This window comes from Elusimicrobiota bacterium, assembly GCA_041660185.1.
Taxonomy (GTDB): domain Bacteria; phylum Elusimicrobiota; class Elusimicrobia; order 2-01-FULL-59-12; family 2-01-FULL-59-12; genus JBAZWU01.
This window is the reverse complement of sequence record JBAZWU010000001.1, coordinates 155,543-174,096: the sequence shown is the minus strand read 5'-3', so window position 1 is coordinate 174,096 and position 18,554 is coordinate 155,543. Positions and strand designations below refer to the sequence as shown.

At 51.5% G+C, this 18,554-nt stretch carries 19 protein-coding genes; 15 read left to right on the top strand and 4 right to left on the bottom strand.

From position 1 onward, the window contains the following. A complete protein-coding gene (locus WC859_00890) occupies positions 1-558 on the bottom strand; it encodes a UbiX family flavin prenyltransferase (GenBank protein MFA5974705.1) in 558 nt (185 codons plus the stop codon). Continuing rightward, positions 555-1,400 (bottom strand): UbiA-like polyprenyltransferase, encoded by an 846-nt coding sequence (locus WC859_00885; GenBank protein ID MFA5974704.1) that lies wholly within the window; start codon positions 1,398-1,400, stop codon positions 555-557. The genes WC859_00890 and WC859_00885 overlap by 4 nt, the downstream gene beginning before the upstream one ends. A 236-nt stretch (positions 1,401-1,636) precedes the next feature. Between WC859_00885 and WC859_00880 the strand changes: the two genes are divergently transcribed. From WC859_00880 to WC859_00855, 6 genes are read left to right on the top strand one after another with little or no spacing between them, the layout of a single operon-like run. Then, on the top strand, positions 1,637-1,945 hold the full coding sequence (locus WC859_00880) for a YbaB/EbfC family nucleoid-associated protein (GenBank protein MFA5974703.1): 309 nt from the start codon (positions 1,637-1,639) through the stop codon (positions 1,943-1,945). Position 1,946: 1 nt separating this feature from the next. Continuing rightward, positions 1,947-3,020 carry a PilT/PilU family type 4a pilus ATPase gene (locus WC859_00875; GenBank protein MFA5974702.1) on the top strand — a complete coding sequence of 358 codons (1,074 nt, stop codon included), beginning with the start codon at positions 1,947-1,949 and terminating at the stop codon, positions 3,018-3,020. Between the two features lie 16 nt (positions 3,021-3,036). After that, positions 3,037-3,789 carry a hypothetical protein gene (locus tag WC859_00870; GenBank protein MFA5974701.1) on the top strand — a complete coding sequence of 251 codons (753 nt, stop codon included), beginning with the start codon at positions 3,037-3,039 and terminating at the stop codon, positions 3,787-3,789. A gap of 16 nt (positions 3,790-3,805) precedes the next feature. Then, complete coding sequence (locus WC859_00865; GenBank protein ID MFA5974700.1) at positions 3,806-4,903, top strand: ATP-dependent 6-phosphofructokinase; 1,098 nt, start codon at positions 3,806-3,808, stop codon at positions 4,901-4,903. Further along, positions 4,900-6,561: a hypothetical protein gene (locus tag WC859_00860; protein ID MFA5974699.1), complete on the top strand. Its 1,662-nt coding sequence runs from the start codon at positions 4,900-4,902 to the stop codon at positions 6,559-6,561. Before WC859_00865 ends, WC859_00860 begins: the two co-directional genes overlap by 4 nt. A 14-nt stretch (positions 6,562-6,575) precedes the next feature. Further along, entirely contained in the window at positions 6,576-7,937 is a 1,362-nt protein-coding gene (locus tag WC859_00855; GenBank protein MFA5974698.1) for a hypothetical protein, read from the top strand. On the opposite strand, the gene WC859_00850 is transcribed toward WC859_00855, so the two are convergent. Both WC859_00850 and WC859_00845 read right to left on the bottom strand, forming a co-directional pair. Next, positions 7,934-8,275 carry a P-II family nitrogen regulator gene (locus tag WC859_00850; GenBank protein MFA5974697.1) on the bottom strand — a complete coding sequence of 114 codons (342 nt, stop codon included), beginning with the start codon at positions 8,273-8,275 and terminating at the stop codon, positions 7,934-7,936. The genes WC859_00855 and WC859_00850 overlap by 4 nt on opposite strands. A gap of 12 nt (positions 8,276-8,287) precedes the next feature. Next, positions 8,288-9,616, bottom strand: coding sequence for an ammonium transporter (locus tag WC859_00845; GenBank protein MFA5974696.1), 1,329 nt, complete (start codon positions 9,614-9,616; stop codon positions 8,288-8,290). Between the two features lie 164 nt (positions 9,617-9,780). On the opposite strand from WC859_00845, the gene WC859_00840 reads away from it, so the two are divergent. The 9 genes from WC859_00840 to WC859_00800 all read left to right on the top strand — a co-directional run bounded on the left by WC859_00840 (position 9,781) and on the right by WC859_00800 (position 18,181). Continuing rightward, positions 9,781-11,304: a hypothetical protein gene (locus WC859_00840; GenBank protein ID MFA5974695.1), complete on the top strand. Its 1,524-nt coding sequence runs from the start codon at positions 9,781-9,783 to the stop codon at positions 11,302-11,304. A 291-nt stretch (positions 11,305-11,595) separates the two neighbouring features. After that, positions 11,596-12,339 carry a hypothetical protein gene (locus tag WC859_00835; protein MFA5974694.1) on the top strand — a complete coding sequence of 248 codons (744 nt, stop codon included), beginning with the start codon at positions 11,596-11,598 and terminating at the stop codon, positions 12,337-12,339. 8 nt (positions 12,340-12,347) lie between these two features. Beyond that, positions 12,348-13,739, top strand: a complete 1,392-nt coding sequence (locus WC859_00830; protein MFA5974693.1) for a hypothetical protein — start codon at positions 12,348-12,350, stop codon at positions 13,737-13,739. A gap of 4 nt (positions 13,740-13,743) precedes the next feature. Beyond that, entirely contained in the window at positions 13,744-14,253 is a 510-nt protein-coding gene (locus tag WC859_00825) for a hypothetical protein (protein ID MFA5974692.1), read from the top strand. An 8-nt stretch (positions 14,254-14,261) separates the two neighbouring features. Then, on the top strand, positions 14,262-14,393 hold the full coding sequence (locus WC859_00820; protein ID MFA5974691.1) for a hypothetical protein: 132 nt from the start codon (positions 14,262-14,264) through the stop codon (positions 14,391-14,393). 205 nt (positions 14,394-14,598) lie between these two features. After that, positions 14,599-15,153, top strand: coding sequence for a hypothetical protein (locus WC859_00815; protein MFA5974690.1), 555 nt, complete (start codon positions 14,599-14,601; stop codon positions 15,151-15,153). Positions 15,154-15,171: 18 nt separating this feature from the next. Then, positions 15,172-15,693 (top strand): hypothetical protein, encoded by a 522-nt coding sequence (locus WC859_00810; GenBank protein ID MFA5974689.1) that lies wholly within the window; start codon positions 15,172-15,174, stop codon positions 15,691-15,693. A 116-nt stretch (positions 15,694-15,809) separates the two neighbouring features. Then, positions 15,810-16,802 (top strand): hypothetical protein, encoded by a 993-nt coding sequence (locus WC859_00805; GenBank protein ID MFA5974688.1) that lies wholly within the window; start codon positions 15,810-15,812, stop codon positions 16,800-16,802. 599 nt (positions 16,803-17,401) lie between these two features. After that, positions 17,402-18,181: a recombinase family protein gene (locus WC859_00800; GenBank protein ID MFA5974687.1), complete on the top strand. Its 780-nt coding sequence runs from the start codon at positions 17,402-17,404 to the stop codon at positions 18,179-18,181. The last annotated feature ends 373 nt before the right edge of the window (positions 18,182-18,554 follow it).

Below are 18,554 nucleotides of genomic sequence, written 5' to 3'. Positions count from 1 at the left end.
TCATTCGAGTTCCGAGGCGCGCCAGCCGGCGGCGGCTGTCGTCAGTCCCAGCGTTCCGATGGCCTTATCAACGAAGGAGATCACCAGATCTTCCAGTGTCCGGGGTTGGGTGTAAAAAGGCGGGGCAATCGGCATGATGACCACCCCTTCGCGCGACAACTTCAGCGCATTCTCCAGGGCAATCGAAGAGAGCGGCGTCTCACGGATCGCCAGAATCAATTTCCGGCGTTCCTTGAGCGCCACTTCAGCGGTGCGCGTCAGCAGCGTATCGGAAATACCATTGGCAATCTTGCCCAGCGTGGCCACGCTGCAGGGCATGATGACCAGCGCATCAAACGGGTTCGATCCAGAGGCGAAAGGCGCGGAGAGATCTTCGGTGGCATAGACTTTTTTAACGAAGGGACTCAAGTGCTCCGGCGTCAGACCGGCTTCGGTCCTCAGGAGATTACGGCCCCAGCGCGTCAGAATCACGTATTTCTCTTCCGCCGGACAGCGTTTCAGGAATTCCACCCCATAAACCACCCCGGAAGCGCCGGAAATTCCAACGATGAGTCTCATGCGAAGAGGACCCCTGTGACGATAAAACCGAGAACGCCAAAACCGAGGACGGCATTGATTTTAAAGAAAGCCAAATTCACATCACGGGCGTTCGCATGCTCCAGGTACAGCAGAGCGCCGATCGCTCCCAGGGTCAGGAAAGCGGTCGTGGAATGAAAATAATATTTATAGAGAGCAACGAGGGCCCAGAAAGCGACCATATGAAAAACGCCGGACACCAGCAACGCATCCTCCGAGCCCACACGCACCGGCAGGGAATGCAGCCCATGCTCCCGATCAAACGTTTCGTCCATCGTGGAATAAATAATATCGAAACCGCTCACCCAGAAAAAGGTAAAGAGCCCCAGCCACAACCCCGGCCAGACGGGATGAAGGGACTGCGTGACAGCGATCCATCCGCCCAAAGGAGCCAGAGCGTCGGCCAGTCCGACCCCAAAATGAGCCATCCAGGAAACCCGTTTGAGATAGGGGTAAAGGACAAACACCACTAGCGGAAGGGGGGACAAATAAAAACAAATCGGGGCGATGAACCAAGCGGCAACCCCGTAGAGCAGGGTCCCGAACACGCCAACGCCCCAGGCCTCGGCGACCGTCAAGGATCCTTTCGGAAGCTCCCGGCCGGCCGTCCGCGGATTTAGTTTATCGATATGACGGTCTATAATACGGTTTAAGGCGAAAGCAGCGGTTCGTGCGCCAAAACCCGCAAATAGAATGAGAACAGATAACGACCAGGACGGAAGATGGCCGGCCGCTAAAACCGCTCCGCTGAAGAGCAGGGGGATCGAAAAAAGGGTGTGTTCCACCTTGACCAGACGACCATAAGCCAGCAAACGTTGATTCATTGAATGTTCTCATTATACATTGCAGCAACCGCCGGGGACTTCGGAGTTGAGATGCGTATTTGATACGATAAATCCCTTGATTGAACGCCTAAATCAGGCATACTTAACCGTCAGAAGAGCCATTTTGTCACGTTGTCATTCCCCGCGGTCTCTGGCGGGGAATCTAGACATGCCGCATACGCATGATGGATCCCCGGCCAGTGACCGCCGGGGATGACGAAAAAGAAGGAGCATCCATGCTTAATCAAATGAAACAGATTTACGAGATGCAGAAGAAGGCGAAGGAGTTGCAAAAACAGCTCCAGGCCGTCAAAGCGGAACAGACCAATTCCAGCCGTTCCCTGAGCATTACGGTCAATGGCATTCAAAAAGTGGAGTCCCTGCGCATCGACCCGCTCTGGCTTACCCCGGAGAAAAATGCAGCGCTGGAGGCCGCTTTGACGCAACTCATTAACGATGCTTTTGAGGAAGTCCAGAAACGATCAGCCTCCCAGGCCGCCAGCCTGATGAAGGACCTCAAAGGCTTGAACCTCCCGGGATTCTAAGATGGATACCCGCGAACTTCTGCAGTTCATGGTGCAGCAGAACATTTCCGACATTCACTTCAAGGCCAACTGCGCGCCGCTGATCCGGCTGAACGGACAGCTGTTGTCGACTCAAAAGGAACCGTTTTCTCCTGAGATCATCCATCACATCGCCTTCAGCATGATGAACGATGCCCATAAAAAACGCTTCGAGGCCGAAGGGGAAATCGATTTTTCCTATTCGCTGGACAATGTCAGCCGCTTCCGTGTCAACGTTTACCGTCAAAAAGGAACGCTGGCCATGTCCCTTCGCGTGATTCCGCTCCAGCTCAAGCCCTTTGAGGAACTCAACCTGCCGAGCGCCACCCTGCAAAAACTCTGCGCGGTCCCTTCCGGGCTCATTCTCCTGGCGGGCGTGACCGGCGCCGGAAAAACAACGACACTGAACGCGATGGTGAACCACCTGAACCAGGCCTATGCCTACAACATTATTACGATCGAAGATCCCATCGAGTTTTACCACAAAGACCATCGGTCGTCCATTTCGCAACGCGAGGTCGGCAACGACACCGTTTCGTTTGCCACCGCTCTCAAATACATTTTGCGGCAGGACCCGGATGTCATCGTGATTGGCGAGATGCGGGACACGGAAACCATTCTGGCGGCCATCACCGCGGCCGAAACCGGGCACATCGTTTTATCCACCATCCATACCATGGATGCGATCCAAACGGTGCAGCGGATCGTGGACAGCTATCCCGTTTCCCAGCAAAGCCAGGTTCGGGCCGCGGTCGCGAACGTCTTGCGCGGGGTGATCGCTCAAAAACTATTGACGACGGCCGAGGGGAATGGACGGATTCCCTGTACGGATATTCTGATCACGACCCCCTACGTCCGGCAGCTGATTACCGACGGGAAGACCAATGACCTGCATTCCGTGATGAGCCGCGGCCAAGGCGAGGGAATGATGACGTTTGATCAGGACCTTCTGCGGCTGTTGAAAGAAGGAAAAATCCTCCGCGAGTCAGCCCTCAGGGAATCGACTCGCCCCGATAATTTCCTTTCCATGCTGCAAGGCATCTCGGTGAAATTGTAATGGACCTGAAGACCCCATGACCGATCCGAAGAATTCCCACGGCGACGAGCATATCGAAGATTTGTTATCCCAGCTGCAGGGGATTTTCGGACGTCTTTCGCACTCGGAAGAAGAAGAGTCGAAAGATAAGATCGACGTTTCAGAAGCCCCGAAAGGACCTGTCTCCGCGCCGCCGTTACCAGCAGCCTCTTCACCGCCCGGCGAGCCTGTGCCGTCAACGACCCTTCCGGTGAACGAACCCGCCGCACCCCCGGCAGAACCTGTGCCGCCAACAGTCGGCGAACCGGTTTCGTCCCCTGTTGAGCCGGCGCCAGTGGAACCGGCCCCAACTCTGCCGGCGCCCGCGTTCGAGTCCTCCATCACCGACACACCGGAGGACCATTCCATCCTGCCGACAGCGGTCATTTATCCGGCGGACCGAGAGGGTCAGGCGAAAACACTGGCCCAGAAAATTGAAAGGCTGACCCCTAAATTTACGAAAGTCTCCTTTCGCCTGCGGGTCCAGACCTTCCGGCCCTATGATCCCAAATCCGATTGGAAGGAAATGCTTATATCCAACGCGACCGAGGGGCTTCGCGCCATCTTTTTTGTGGTGGACCGGCCGCTGGATGAGGCCCGACGAAAACCGTTGGTCACAGAGCTGGAATCCAAGGGCATTTATTTTCAGGATGTTCCGCTTCTGTCAATCGAGAAAAATGCCTTTTACACGGACCTGCTTCTGGGTTTGGTCTTCTTTTTCGACACCCAGAAACCGCCCACAGCCGAGTAAGGAGAAACGACCCCCCATGAAAAAATTACGACGCATCGGGATTCTGACCGCCGGAGGGGATTGCGCCGGATTGAATGCCGTGATTCGCGCCGTTGTGAAAAGCGGCCTGCGGCAACATCCCGCCTTTGAAGTGGTCGGTATTCTGGACGGCTACGCCGGCCTCGTGGAAGGACGGACCCGCTTGCTCAGCGAGAACGATGTCTCCGGTATTCTGCCGCGCGGGGGAACCATTCTGGGCACGTCGAACCGGGATAATCCGTTTAAATATATTTCCGCCCCCGGCCGAAAACCGAAAGACCGTTCCCAGGACGCAGTCGCCACGGTTCGGCGGCTTCGGCTGGAAGGCCTCCTGGCGGTCGGCGGAGACGGAACCCTGCGATGCGCGCTGGAACTTTTAAAGAAGGGAATTCCGGTCATCGGCATTCCCAAAACCATCGATAACGATCTCAACGGAACGGATGTGACGTTTGGATTTGACACGGCCCTGATGGTGGCCACGGAAGCGATCGACCGGCTGCATACCACGGCGGAATCCCACCACCGCGTGCTGATCTGTGAAGTCATGGGCCGCTATGCCGGCTGGATCGCGCTGCGAGCCGGGACCGCAGGCGGAGGCGACGTGATTCTCATCCCGGAGATTCCCTACCGGATCGACAGCATTTGCCAGGCCATTACCCAGAGAGAAAAGCGCGGGCGCCGTTTCAGCATCATTGTTGTCGCTGAAGGAGCCAAACCGCTGGGAGGCCAGATGACCACCCAGGGGACCTATAAAGAGGCGGACAAGCGGCCGCAACTTGGAGGGATCGGACACACCATCGCCCGGGCTCTGGAGAAACAAACAGGCGATGAAACGCGCGTCGTCATTCTGGGGCACGTGCAACGGGGGGGGACCCCGACCGCTCATGACCGCTGGCTGGCCACGCACTTCGGCTTCAAAGCCATTGAACTGGCCGCCAGCCAACGGTGGGGTAACATGGTCAATCTGCGGGGAACGCAGTTCAGCGCGATCCCCATCGAACAAGCCGTCGGTACTCTGCACCGGGTGGATCCGTTGGGAGAAGAAGTCCGCGCCGCCCGGGCCGTGGGCACCTCCTTTGGCGACAATATCTCTTGATCCGCAGCGATTCAAAACGTTGGCCCACAATTAGTCATTCTTTCCTGCTGCGTTTTCTGTTGGTCGTCCTCTTTTCGACCTGGATTATTTCGAACATCCTTCATCCTGCGCAGGATCCGGACCTCTGGTGGCATCTAGCCTCCGGCCGCTATATCGTCATGCATCGGGTCATTCCGACCATCGACGTTTTTTCATGGACCGCAAAAGGGAGCCCCTGGGTCAACAGTTATTGGCTCTATGACACCGTTCTCTTCTGGGTTTTTTCCCGGCTGGCGATCGCCGGCGTAGTCATCGGCCACGCCCTCCTGGCCTTACTGGTTTTTTTCCTGATGGCTTACCGCCTTCATCAAAAACACGTTTTTTGGGCCGTTACGACAGGGGCACTCAGCCTCTTTTTCCTTCTGGGAGCTCCTTCCGGATACTGGCCCCAGGCCAGCCTCGTCTCCATCTTTTTCACATCAGCCCTTTTGCTTTTGCTCGATCGATGGCTGGAAGACCCGTCAACAAACACCTATTGGATAGGCCCTCTTTTGTTTGCGGTCTGGGCCAACATGCACCGTGGATTCCTCATAGGACTCCTCATGGCATCGGCTTATGCACTGGTTATTTTTTTGCAGGAGAAGAAGCGCTCGCTTCCGATCCTCTGGGTGCTCCTCTGTATCCTGGCAACGCTCCTGACTCCCTATGGCGCAAAACTCTATACGATGATGTGGACGGACATGACGCTCTCCTCACAGCTCATCATGGGCTGGGCAACACCGCGGTTCACGGATCACCCCGTTCTTCTCGGAATCGTCTTTCTCTTCTGGCTGACCCACCTTTATGACCGCTGGCAGCGGAGGGCGATACCCTGGCCCCTCGTGATATTGGCCGGTGTTTTAACGGCAGGGGCGCTTCGTTCCATTGTGTTTATTCCCTATTTCCTTCTGATGGCTATTCCGTTTCTGGCCCAGCACGTATCCCGGTGGATGGAAGCCATCACGAAGCGTTACGGGTTCGAAAAATATGATTTTGGCCTCGGCCTGCTCATCGGGGGCCTTTTGCTGGCAAGCCTCGCTCGCGCACATCCGGCTCTGGGCGTACAAACACTGTCTTTCCCGGTTAAAGCATTCGACTTTATTCGAACCGAGAAAGTGACAGGGGCTTTTTACAACGATTATGCGTTTGGCGGGTATTGGATGTGGGCCTTCGGAGAAGACCTTCCGGTCTTTATTGACGGCCGTTATCCGGCGGTCCAGGGATATATTTCCCTTGTCCCTGAGATTCAAACGGCCCAGCGCAGTCCAAAGGCCTGGAAAGCTTTTCTGGATCGCTATGCGATTAATGCGGCCCTTTTGAAATATTATCCGGACACGCCCTTTCCATCCCTTTTTGAAGCGATTTTTCCGTCCTCCCGGTGGGCCCTTGTTTATTGGGATGACGCCGGCGTTCTCTTTTTAAGACGGGGAGCCAAAAACCGGGCGGTGATCCAGGCCAGGGAATTCCGCGTGATTCGCCCAGACATGAAACCTGAATTCTTTTCCCGGATGCTTCGAGAAACGTCGCCCGCCCGACGGAAAGACATTCGGCAGGAGCTGCTGCGCAACCTCCGGCTGATTCCCGAAAGCCGGCGCACGCAGCGGTTTCTGACGTTTTTCGAAGATTCGACCACCCTTTAACGATGACGCGACTCTTGAGATACGGGGCTCTCCGTCTTCCTCAGATCAAATGGGGTTCACGCCTGTTTATTCTGGCGTTTATCTCGCTTCTTTATGGCCCCGTGATACGGGTTCCTTTCCTATTTGACGATCATCAAGTGATTGAACGAAACACGGACCTGCTGCATTGGAGCTGGTCCACACTGGCTCGTGATTTTCATCCGACCCCGGAGAGCCCCTGGGGCACGGCCTACTATCGCCCCGTCGAATCGCTGAGCCATCGGATTGATATGACCCTCTGGGGGATGGATCCTCGCGGCCACCATCTGACCAATCTGATCTTCCATGTGCTGACCGCCTGGCTGGTGATGGAAATTGGATTCCTTCTCGGACTGAAGGAAATCGCCTGCGTGCTATCGGGAATACTCTTTGGCGCGCACCCCATGATTGTTTCAGAACTCCTGATGGTTTCCGGGCGTTCGGAAATACTGAGCTTCTTTTTTTCCCTTCTGGCCGCGATTCTTTTTTGCCGGGAAAAGAAATTGGCGATACTGGCTGGAAGTCTCACTTTTGGGGCCGCTCTTCTCAGCAAAGAGAGCGCCCTGGCCACCCCCTTCTTTGTGATACTCCTCTTATGGACGACGGGGCACACCAAGAAAATTCTTCCACGGATAGGAATTCTGGCCGTCATACTGGGGATGTATTTTCTTCTGCGATTTCACATGGTGGGTCAGGCTGGCCTGGAGATTTCTTCCAAAATGCCTCAATTTCTACTGACTCAGTTCCCGCTTGTTCTGATGCGTTTCGTCGCTTTGTTCATTTTCCCGTGGCCGCTATACCTCTATCGCCAGTTGCCTTCCCCGAACCTTCTGCTCGGGCTGTTGACTATCGGAGGAGGAATCGCCGGTTATGCGCTGTGGATACGGCACAAGCGATGGCTGGCCTTCGGGGTTCTGTGGTTTGTCGCCGCCTGGATTCCGAAAATTCCGCTGATGGCCTCCGGTTGTTTCATGCTGGATCATTGGGCCTATCCGGCCATCGCGGGGCTGATCTGGCCTCTGGCACAAGCGCTCACCCTGTCCCCATCCGGCCGAAGCGTCCTTTTCTCCAAACGAGCACAGGCCCTTCTGGGTACGGCACTCCTGCTGCTCTGGAGTGGTTCCGCCCGTCTTCACATCATCCTCCGGAACTCTGACGAAAAGAATTACCGGTGGTCGCTTCGTTTTACGCGAGCCGTGCCCCTGTATGTCAACCTGGGGCTGATCGATTTGAACGCCGGACGGCCGGCAGAAGCGCTGTCGTATATTGAACCGGCTCTCCGGATTTTTCCGGATGACCCGGCGATCCGAGCGGCCTATGAAGCGGCGCAGAAAGCCTGCCATTCCCCGAAGGGTTAGCCTATAGCCGCCCCGCCGGTCTCTCCGGTTCGGATACGCAAACAATCTTTCAGGTCAAACACGAAGATCTTCCCGTCCCCGATGTTGCCGGTACGAGCTCCGGTCACAATAGCCTCCAAAGTCGTTTGGACGAAATCATCGTTAACCGCAATCTCCAATTTGATCTTCTTCAACAACGCACCGGCTTCTTTGTGACTCCGGTAAACTTCCGCAATCCCCTTTTGCCTTCCGCGTCCCAACACCTGCGAAACCGTCACCAGATGAATTTCTTTCTCTTCGAGCAACCGCAAGACTTCATCCACCCGGTCCGGCTGAATAACCGCAACAATGTATTTCATCGATACTCTCCTTTAATCGAGCAGGGTATAGCCGACTTCCCGATGCTGGGTCAGATCCAGACCGATCCGTTCGTCGCTCTCCGAAACACGCAGTCCGATCAGGTGATCGACCACCCACAACAACAAAAAGGTGGCGAGCAGAGAGTAGACCGTGGTCATCGCGGTGGCCTTCAGCTGGACGACCAGCTGCGCGGTATGGCCGCCGTAAAACAAACCGTTGGCCCCCGCCGGATTGACCGCCTGCGTTCCGAAAAGCCCGACGGCGATGGATCCCCAGATCCCGCCCATCCCATGGACTCCGAAGACGTCCAGGGAGTCGTCATAGGCGAACTTAGCTTTGACGAATACGACCACCCAGTAGCAGATCATGGAAACGCCCACGCCGATGGCCAACGCCCCCCAGAGGTTGACGAAACCGGAGGCGGGCGTCACCGCCGCCAGGCCTCCGACCGCTCCGGTAATCATGCCGAGCACCGTCGGGCGCTTATTGAATATCCAATCGAGAATTCCCCAGGTCAGTCCTGCGGCCGATCCGGCCGCGTGCGTGGCGACAAAAGCGCTCACCGCCAGTTGGCCGGAACACAGCGCGCTTCCCGCGTTGAATCCGAACCAGCCGAACCAGAGCATCCCAGCGCCAAGCACCGCCAGCGGAAGATTATGCGGCGGAGAAATGCGGAGCGGAAAACCCTGCCGCCGGCCCATATAGAGCGCCGCGGCCAGCGCCGCAATCCCGGCGTTGACATGGACCACCAGCCCTCCCGCGAAATCAAGCGTTCCCGCCTGACGTAGAAACCCGCCGAGACCCCAGATCCAATGCGTCACGGGGTTATAGACGAAAGTGGACCAAAGAACCATGAAGACGCAGAACGCGCTGAATTTCATCCGCTCCGCAAAAGCACCCAGGATTAACGCAGGCGTGATCACCGCAAACATGGCCTGATAAAGCATGAAGGCCTGATGCGGGATCGTTGGGGCATACGCCGGGAACGGCTCCAGACCGACGCCGCGCAAGCCCGCCCAGGCGAAATTGCCGATCACCCCATTAACATCCGGACCGAACGTCAGGCTGTAGCCGAATAGGAACCACTGAAGGGAGATTAAACAGATGGTGACAAAACACTGCATCAGGATCGACAGAACATTCTTTTTTCGAACCAGCCCGCCATAGAAGAAAGCTAATCCGGGCATCATGAAGAACACCAGCGCCGAACTGATCATGATCCAGGCGGTGTCTCCTGTATCGACCCGTGGCGCGACATCTGCAAAACAAGGAATGGTTAAAGAGAAGAAAACAAACGGCAGGAACAGCCAACCGCGTAAGCGGTCCAGGTGGCGGCGCATAAGTACCCCTTTGTATGAAACCGTCAAATTCATTGACGGAAAGAATCGGGGAATGACTCAGACAGCCTTGTCGGAGATCCCACTGAGCACATCACCGTACCCGGGTTAACCAGCATTTTTCCACATCGCGATCAGCAAAGTCAAAAATCACTATAATGACGTCGGTGAAAACCCCTTTGCATCAGGCCAAATGGAACGTCCTGTCGGTTTATTTTGCCGCGACGGTGTTGTATATCGCGTACTGGACCCGTTATTACACCGGCTATTTCGGGGATGACGCCGCCTTCATTTCGGGGGCGCAATCCTTGCTCCAGGGCTCCTTTCGCGCGCTGTATTTGTTCGACAAGCCTCCGCAAACTCACTTTTTACCCGGCTTTCCGCTGGCGCTGTCTCCGCTGATTCTTTGGGTCTCTCCGACGAGTCCAGTCCTGAAACTGTTGCCGATGGCGTTCACGTTGCTGTCGATCCTGCTCATGGATCGACTGATAAGGCCCTGGTTATCCGGCGCCTTCAGACTATTGGCGCTGTCACTTTTCGCGCTCCATCCCGTCACCGGAATGTACGCCACGAGCCTCATGTCCGAACCCTTCTTTACCTTCCTGGTCCTGGCGTCCTTTGTCTTGCTGACGAAGGCCATCGAATCCGATCACGCGGCCGGAGGCTGGTACGTGGGAGCGGCGCTCGCCTGGACGATGCTCACACGCCCGATTGGAGCGCTGATCTGGCCAAGCGCGGCGGCCGGTCTCATTCTGGCGAGGCGCTGGAAAGCGTTCGTCACCGGAACAACGGTATCCGCCGCTCTGTGGGCCGCCTTCGCGATTCGAAATGTCGCCGTATCCAACAGCGCCTCCAACTATTTGAGGTACTGGCATGATGATTTCTTTTCGAACACAGGAATCCTTCACGTTTTTCAAAATGCTTTCCATGTTTATCTGCAAATCGTCGTCGCGCATCTGCTTCAACTAGCGGTTTGGCATAGGACGTATGGAACGGGTTTGGCAGCGGTGATTATCGCCGTCTGGATACTCGTTTCGCTGGCCGGCATACGGGCTTGCGCGCGCCGGGCTCCAGATCATCGGCCCTTACTGGCGGCGCTCGCTGTTTTCACCTTCTCCTACCTGGCGGTGCATGGCGTCTGGTCGGTCTTTGAAGATCGCTACATACTCCCCTTGCTTCCTTTTCTCATTTTGTTTTTGGTCAGCGGTTTGGAGTTTCTTTTCGCTCCTCTCGGCCGCCGCCAGGCACTTACCGCCACCTGCGCGCTGCTTTTGCCCGGGCTCCTCGCCACCAACATTTTCTATGTCCGCCAGACCTGGTCTTCGAACCAGCCGGCGGAATCGCGTCCTCCCCTGGAGACAATGAACTGGATTCAGCAGAAAGTTCAACCGGAAGATCTCGTCTGCATCCGCGCGCCGGCGACCCTGTTCCTATTTACAGGCCGGGCCGGGATCAGCGTCCCGGTCGTTCAAGACCCGGAGGAGCTGCATTTCCTGTTATCGAGAATCCGGGCACGCTTTATCGTTTCGCAGAAGGGCGGGCTGGCATCGCTTTCCAATGATTCGCGCGCCAACCAACAGGCCAATGAAGATCGAATCAAAGAATGGTTGAGGCGGGAACCTGACAAATTCCAACCGGTTTACGAAAACGCTGAAGAGGGAACGCGAATTTACCGGATGGAACATCTTTGAACAACAGCCCATCTGCCTCATGGGCCAATAGCCACCCGCCGCCGGTCTCTCCGGTCACGATTGCCTCCATGATTCTTCCTTTGTGCCAGACCTCTTGAGGGAGGATGATTGCCCGCCTTCCCGCCGACGGAGTACAATACACTCCACATAATGAAATACCACCTGATTACCTACGGCTGGCCGAACCGACTTGATTGTGTATCAACCAAAAGAGGGGGATTCTGAGACTCGATTATTGAATGTCGCTCAAACCCTTTCAGTAGCAGTCGAGAAAGTGCTGGAGGAGTAACCATGCCAACATCTGTCGCCCCAAATCCGGATCTGGTCAAGGTATTTGAAATAGCTGATGACGCGCTGATTGCCTTGCGTGGATATCATGCTTATGTAGCAGATGCGATTTTAAGACCTCTCAACGACTATCCCACTATTCCTACCGATGGACTTCAAATCACACATGACTGGAAACGACTCCACGATAAAGACATTTTAATAACGCAAATGACATCAGCCTTTGAAATTGTTCATGCAAGAAATGCAATCTTGATTATGGTGTCTATCCTTGAAGCAGCTATTGTTGATTTTCTGGAAGTATTGGGTAAGACGGGGCATCCTCAGACCGTCAAGAATAACTATAAAGCGCGAATAATATGGTCTATCCCCTTTGTTAAGAGAACGGATTATGGTGGAGCCAATTGGAACTCCCGAGCCGATAATGTTTGCCAAGATGTTGATCATGCCAGACGCATTCGGAATTTACTTATGCATAATAATGGTACCTATGCTCCCAGATACTCAACCGATGTGATTACTTCACTCGGCACACCAAAATGTTTAGCCACGTGGAAAGGGGCTACAGATACCGGGCCGGTTGACATTCGCGCTCAAGATTACTACCAGCTAAGCCAATCTCACACCGAGTTTCTCCATCGACTTCATCACGAACTACAAAAATCCATGTTTGGTTGTACGGGAAGTTACGGATACGCAAAAAAAGGCAAGTTAATCGAATGGGAACGAATCATCAAAAGAACCTAATACCTTCTATGGGATTACAAGATTTGATTTCGCAAATGAATAACCCGCAGGAGTTTGTTCGACTGTGCAATGCTGTTTTTGTTGCGACGTATGGCCAAGAATACTGCGCTGTCGACGGGACTCAATGTGACGGAGGCAATGACGGCTACATTCGATCAGAACATAAGATGTTGGCGATGTATTGCCCGGTGAAACCGGAAAAAGATACAGACACTAAGTATCTCGAGAAAATACGAAACGACCTAGATAAGGCTAAGAAATTGGTCGACACAAGCAAATATCGAATAAAACAATGGACATTTGTTACTCCACGCAAACTAAGTAGTCATGTCATCGCTGAACTAATTCGGGAAGCCAATAGTCGAGGTTTTAGTGGAAACTATTTAGAAGCCACCTACTTAGCAAACCAACTTTTCATACATAGCCAGATATTGCGAGATTTCCCCGCTCTTAATGTGCCCGATATAGATTCTCGGCTAAGAGAAATAACAGACTTACTCCTGCGAACTCATAAGATCCCTGAACTAAATCAATCTGTTCCGATATCGACCTCATCAGACGCCAAAAGTCCAGATCAAGAAAAAGCTCTTGAGATTTGCACTGGACCGCGAACAACTGAAACAAAAACTGCGCTAAAGACTCTTTATTACAAAACTAGCGATGATGCCACAAAACTTCAATGCGTTATGGGGCTCTTAAATTGGTTTAGCCCCGCAAATGGTGATACCCTAGAAGATCAATTGCACTATTGCGATGCTGGTCTTATGGCGGCTAATCGTCTAAATGCCTTTTCAGAAAAGGCAGTAATATTAGCTTATAAAGGTCAGCGACTATCAGACCAATTTGGAGAAGAAGAACTTGCTTGGGGACATTCACTAAAAGTTGAAGCTGCTCTAGGGATATCGATTCAAACGGCAGAACAAAAACAAGAGAGAATGGCCAGGATACGTTCAATATATGAAGATGCCACAAAGTCATTTACCGAAGCCCAAGATATCGCCCAGCAATTAGGTGACTATAAGGTATTGGGTGAAGTTTATCTGCACATTGGATGCGCTGCCGGGTTAAGATTTATCCATGTTAATGGGATGGGCGCCCATGAAAGAGCTGCTGCCGAAAAGAAACTTTGCAAAGATTCTTTGATGCTTGCGAAAGATATCTACTCGACAGCCGGTGATCAATTAAATATTGGATATGCTCTCATGAGTCTTGCAAACCAAATACGGACTTTCGGAGAGATGAAGCAAGCAACTGACTTGTGTAAGGAAGCGCTAAAGATTGGCGAGGAATATCACGATGCAGCCTTACTGCAAAATGGCAAGGCACTGCTGAATAGATTAGTAACAGGGAAGATCCCAGATTATATTCACGGTGAACGGTTCGGAGATGAACCAGCATAAATCCATGGGCATTGATTTTGAATTACTACGGGAAATAAAGGAAAGGTTTGACCTAGAGCTGAAGAGAAAGGAGGCAATTTACACGCAGATAGGGATTCATGCTGGCCTGTTATTATTCAGTTTTTCTATCTTTACTAGATATTGTGAGAGATTTCCAAGGGGGAACACGTGGAAACACATTTCATTCTATTCTCTTGTGTTTTTGGCGGCTTCCTGCGCCATCATAGCGCTAATTGCGATGATTCGCGCATTGCGGGGGCGTAAATATATATATCCTGCTCTGACAAAAGATTTAAGAGGCTTTATTTCACAGGCGGAGGAGTACTACAAAGATGACAAGGACAGAATCGCAACCGAATTCCGAAAAGGATTGATTGAGAGTTATTCAGTCTCATTAGATGTATTTATTTTGAATAATGACGCGAAGGGGGAAATGCTTAGTAATGTGCCCATTCTAATTTTAGTGACGTTGCTTTCCCTTTTCGCAAGTTTGGCATTTTATTTTTCTGTCTAGGAGGGCATATGGATGACAAGAAAAAACCAGAACAGACTGAACCACCAAAGGCAGAAGCACCTGTATTCCCTGCCGTTCGGGATGTCATGGAGAATGGTTTAAGCAGCGGGTCTGAAAAAGATATGCCACTGAAAGATTAGGTGTCTCTGATTTTGGGACCTGGAGTTGCTCTAATGGGCGTAGTCCCCACAGATACTTGGCCTAATCGAGGAAGTACATAGCATTTAAAAATGTGCGGGCAAGAGCTGGCCCGCGAATAAATATAGATTTTGGGCTTTAGTCGTAACCCTGCCTGACGGGCAGGGAGAGCTATCCGCGAAAGCGGGGTGCACACTGCAAGTACGAGTGAAGCCGCTCCTGACATGGGGCGGCGGTCGCTTGTGTTACTTGCAGTGGCACAAGTCGATTGTCCGCCCCTTATTTATTGGGGTGGACAAACGAAGAGTATTGATCGGAGGATATATGAGAGGGCTATTCAAGTGGTTGTGGGATTTTGGACCGACAGACCCCTCAAAATCCATTTTAGATGATGTGAAAGGAATCAATCATTTAGTCCCAAAATTGTTAGCAATTATCGTTTGTTTGATTGGCATCATGCTGGCGTGTGTTTTCTGCGCCTTTTTCTACGTGGTTCCCGAAGCCCTTGTTGTATTCCCCAAAGAACAGCCGAGTTTTGCCAATACATTCGTTGATGTAAAAGCCGTGGTTAAACGGCTCAATGAAGCAAATTTCTTTGAACGAATTATTCTGGAACATAATTATTTGGTCAAAGAACTTAGGAAACGTAAATTCATTGTCGAAAACCAAGATGAGGAGAAACCGCGCAAAAGAAAGGGCAATCATGTCTCGGCGACTCCTGATCCAGATGACCCCAGCAAGATGATTATGCACAGAGAATGATTGGCGGAGGAGGCATCAATGAAAATGACCTGGCTGTGTGTTCTCGCATTGGTGTTATTTGGAACAGCTAGAGTTCATGGACAATCAGCGGTCATAAAAGAAAAAGCGTTGGCAGCATCTCTCAGTGCGCTCGCGGCAAAAAATGTCGGGTTTGGTACAAATCCATTCAAACAGAACCCCATGACTGTGGGACTTGCCGGCCAGCACGAAGATTCCGCATGGATCGTTGTAGATGATGCGTGGGAATATCAGACGGAATATGCGAAAAATGAATATATCAACAAGGTTTTTGATGCGTTCATTGAGGCTGGCTGTGTTTTTGTGAAGCGTGCAGATGGTAGTGAATATAGGCAAGGGAGTTGTGGGTATGATATCAGTGCGCTTACGATCAGAAAATATAGTACTGGAAAAGAATTAGCCTATTGCGAGAAACCTTGTGAGACAAGGTACTTTCAGGAAACGTGGATGGGACTTGAAGGCGGTCCAAATGATCCACGACCGAAACTTCCAAAGGGCTTATCGTGGGCTCCACTTCATTAGGGCAAGAGCCATAAAGCAAGAAATCCATTCTTGCGCATGCTATACTTAAATACTGCCAAATGGATTGTTGTTCAGTCAAAATGAACCACTATAATTCATACCTATAGGGAATCTGCGTGGACCAAAAAGAAAAGACTGGGTACGAAAAAGTCGAGACGGGTATTCAGGTCGAAAAAGATAAATATTACACAGACATTCTTCAAGAGTACAATACTTTTTCCTCTCAAAGAGAAAAGCGCGTCGCGCTTCTGAACACCATAGCTAAAATCGGTAAAACAAATAACAAAAAAGTCGGTGTCATCGCTTTTATAGCTGATCCTGCGAGCATGCATTCCAGTATTGATACGAAAGATGTAACTGCAATGGGTAGTGCTTTGATGTCGATCGGACATGTCGATGTTTTGCGACTAATTATCAATAGCCCTGGTGGTGATGGCGTCACGGCTGAAAAAATAGTTGACATGTGCCGCTCTTATTGCAAAAAGTTTGAAGTCATAATTCCGAACATGGCAAAAAGTGCGGCGACGATGATAGCGCTTGGCTCTGATGAGATAACCATGGGGTATTGTTCTGAGATAGGTCCAATTGACGCACAAGTTCCCATAATGGTGGATGGAATACCGCGGATGATTTCTGCGCAATCCTTCATAAATGCTCGCAAGTCTTTACTAAAAGATTTTCAAGACGCTGTGACACAACAAAAGGATGTTAGAGCTATACTTCAGCAGATAGCTTCATTGAATATTCCTTTCATTGAACAGTGCGAAAAATACATGCAATTTGGAAGAGACATGGTTGGCAAGTATCTCGCTAAGTACATGTTTAAAAAAGATGCATCAAACAAAACCACTTTGGAGACGAAGATCAACAAGGTCTTGCAGGATCTTTCATCTACTGATACATTCATCGTGCATGGTAGAATGATAAATGCACATACTGCAAAGACGGCTCTTGGACTGAACGTGAAACCATTAGGCAAAGATAGCCCCGATTGGAAAGCCATCTGGGAATATTATGTTAGAGCAGATATTGCTTTAGGGATTACAAAAGGTTCTACAAAACCGGCAAAAATGATCGAAACAATTACTGAAACTCTTATCGCAGCTTAAGAGTCTAAGGAACATGACAATGAACGAACCACCCAAAACCGAAGAACTGATCGAAGGATCGTTAGCAAAGCACCCAGAAATCTTGGAAGCCTTGGAAACGATGCGGAGAATCTGCGCGATAGATAATGCTAGAGGCAGAGATTACTTCGAGAATCTTCCCGTTTATTACCCGCTGAGAACAAGTCAATCTCTAAAATAACTCTGCTGATCTAGCTGGTCAATCTGTACAAACATTCTTGGATTTTCGCCTTCGCCCTGCCGCAAATCAGCATACATGCGCCTTTATGCCCATGTCTGATAATTCAATCTTCTAAGACGATATTCCATGCCAGAGCCGCGACGATTTGATTCTCGCTTTTGACCCAGCTTGGCCCTATCTCTCCCCATTTTTGACCCCAAAGCCCCGCAAATCGCCAATTTGACCCCTTCAGCACGAACCTGATTGACCTTTTCCAATCCTTGCCCAAGCCCCGAACCTGAACATATCCTGACAAACTTCAAGCAAAACATAATCCTCGACGGTAAATAGCCCAAAATGCTAAAATATAGACGCTATGAAATTCAGAAATCTAGCCTTCCTGCTCGCCACTTAGCCAGCCATGAAAAGCCCCGCGCTTGGAGCTTCGAGCGCGGGAGATGCGGACAAACGGCTCTGTTGTGGCTACATTAGAGTATCAAGCAACGAGTCTGCTGAAAACGGCCACTCTCTTGCCGTTCAAAAAGATGCAATCATTTCTTACGCCAAGAAAAACGCCTTAACGCTTACCAAAATTTACCAAGACCCCGGCATTAGCGGATCAGAGATTGATAACCGCCCCGGACTCATGTCCATGTTGGAAGATGCCAGAGCGCATTTATTCTCCCGCGTCGTATTTCATAAATACGACCGCCTCAGCAGGGACACCCTATACGCGCTATGGCTTGCCAAGGAATTCCGCAAATACGACGTTGACCTTTATTCCATTGCCGAACCAGGGCGCTGGGACAACCCGTCAGAGAAAATCTATTTGACGATTATTAGCGCGTTTGCCGAATTTGAACGCAAACGAATCTCAGAACGACTTTACTCTGGCCGCAGAAAGAAAATGGAACTTGGCCTATTTCCCGGCGGTGGGATTCCTTTTGGATACACGACCAAGAATGGGGAGCTTGTTGTCTCTGAAAATCAGGCCAACATTGTGAAGCGCATATTCAGATTGCGCATGGGCAGAAACAGTTTCCAGAAAATCGCGGACACGCTGAACTCCGAAAACGTGCAAACGCAGAAACATAGAAAGTGGTTTGGCTCAACCGTGAGAGCGATTTGCAAGAATAAAACATACTCCGGGTTTGTGAAATGTGGAGAAATCCGAAAAGGCAATCATCAGCCAATCCGATGACCCTACCCCTACCCACCCTTAAGCGAATCGAGGAAATGAAAACACAGGACAATCTCTACAGAAATGAGGATGCTTTTTTTAATGCCGGATGGCATTTACCGTCGATCTTCCGCGATTTTCGATTGACAAAAGCAGAAGGAAAAGATAGCATTCATTTCTACAGTTGTACCGCCACCGATACACGACCTGCATGGTCCGTATCGCACAAACGGAGGGCATACGGCGGGGGTACTCACAAGGGAATTTGTAGATTCCCGCTCGATCACTACAAGGTGTCGAGTCATGCGCTAAGTGGGCACCCATACGTATGCCACACCTTTGTGACGAAACGGGCCTTATTTATTCCCGCTTCACACAAACATAAAAATAATCT

What these genes read in the sequence shown, in the direction of transcription:
- WC859_00880 (MFA5974703.1), top strand. Translation starts at nt 1,637, where the DNA reads ATGCTTAATCAAATGAAACAGATTTACGAGATGCAGAAGAAGGCGAAG.
- WC859_00845 (MFA5974696.1), bottom strand. Translation starts at nt 9,616, where the DNA reads ATGCGCCGCCACCTGGACCGCTTACGCGGTTGGCTGTTCCTGCCGTTT.
- WC859_00835 (MFA5974694.1), top strand. Translation starts at nt 11,596, where the DNA reads ATGCCAACATCTGTCGCCCCAAATCCGGATCTGGTCAAGGTATTTGAA.
- WC859_00850 (MFA5974697.1), bottom strand. Translation starts at nt 8,275, where the DNA reads ATGAAATACATTGTTGCGGTTATTCAGCCGGACCGGGTGGATGAAGTC.
- WC859_00865 (MFA5974700.1), top strand. Translation starts at nt 3,806, where the DNA reads ATGAAAAAATTACGACGCATCGGGATTCTGACCGCCGGAGGGGATTGC.
- WC859_00800 (MFA5974687.1), top strand. Translation starts at nt 17,402, where the DNA reads ATGAAAAGCCCCGCGCTTGGAGCTTCGAGCGCGGGAGATGCGGACAAA.
- WC859_00830 (MFA5974693.1), top strand. Translation starts at nt 12,348, where the DNA reads ATGGGATTACAAGATTTGATTTCGCAAATGAATAACCCGCAGGAGTTT.
- WC859_00890 (MFA5974705.1), bottom strand. Translation starts at nt 558, where the DNA reads ATGAGACTCATCGTTGGAATTTCCGGCGCTTCCGGGGTGGTTTATGGG.
- WC859_00825 (MFA5974692.1), top strand. Translation starts at nt 13,744, where the DNA reads ATGGGCATTGATTTTGAATTACTACGGGAAATAAAGGAAAGGTTTGAC.
- WC859_00885 (MFA5974704.1), bottom strand. Translation starts at nt 1,400, where the DNA reads ATGAATCAACGTTTGCTGGCTTATGGTCGTCTGGTCAAGGTGGAACAC.
- WC859_00870 (MFA5974701.1), top strand. Translation starts at nt 3,037, where the DNA reads ATGACCGATCCGAAGAATTCCCACGGCGACGAGCATATCGAAGATTTG.
- WC859_00820 (MFA5974691.1), top strand. Translation starts at nt 14,262, where the DNA reads ATGGATGACAAGAAAAAACCAGAACAGACTGAACCACCAAAGGCAGAA.
- WC859_00875 (MFA5974702.1), top strand. Translation starts at nt 1,947, where the DNA reads ATGGATACCCGCGAACTTCTGCAGTTCATGGTGCAGCAGAACATTTCC.
- WC859_00810 (MFA5974689.1), top strand. Translation starts at nt 15,172, where the DNA reads ATGAAAATGACCTGGCTGTGTGTTCTCGCATTGGTGTTATTTGGAACA.